Source organism: Pseudomonas sp. HMSC066A08, assembly GCF_001813025.1.
GTDB classification, from domain to species: domain Bacteria; phylum Pseudomonadota; class Gammaproteobacteria; order Pseudomonadales; family Pseudomonadaceae; genus Pseudomonas; species Pseudomonas aeruginosa.
Genome location: NZ_KV811231.1, coordinates 1 through 454, shown reverse-complemented (window position 1 = coordinate 454; position 454 = coordinate 1). Strand labels below are relative to the sequence as shown.

Annotated in this window: 1 protein-coding gene; it reads right to left on the bottom strand. The window is 48.7% G+C overall.

The annotated features are described in order from the left end of the window. Positions 1–454 (bottom strand): tetratricopeptide repeat protein (locus tag HMPREF2886_RS32765; protein ID WP_139148378.1); only part of this gene is annotated, 454 nt, incomplete at both ends.

Here is a 454-nt window from a genome sequence, read left to right as displayed (position 1 = left end):
GTGGGATGGGGTGGTAACGGATGCTCCTTCATCAGGTTGGGAAAGCGTAGATCAGGATCGGAAGCCAACTGCTCATAAATACCATCGTAAAGTTTGTGCTGACTTTCATCAGGGGCATACCACATCCTGAAATTATCAGCGCTAGCTTTGTTGAAGACTCCCGACATGAAAAGCGCTGCATCGCTACTTCCTTGCGACACGGATATCTGATAATAACTAGCTGCCCTAGGAAAGTTGTGCTCGACTATCTTATAATAAGCCCCCAACTCATAATTAGCTGGCGCATACCCCTGACTAGCGGCGCAACGGGTATACGCCAAACCCAAATCATTCTTCTTGGCCACATAGATGTAAAGCTTTCCAAGCTCAGTCAATGCCGGCGGGCTCCCCAAACTAGCGGCTTTATCCAAGAAGGTAAGTCCATCGGTAGCAGGATTCTTAACACCGGCACGAT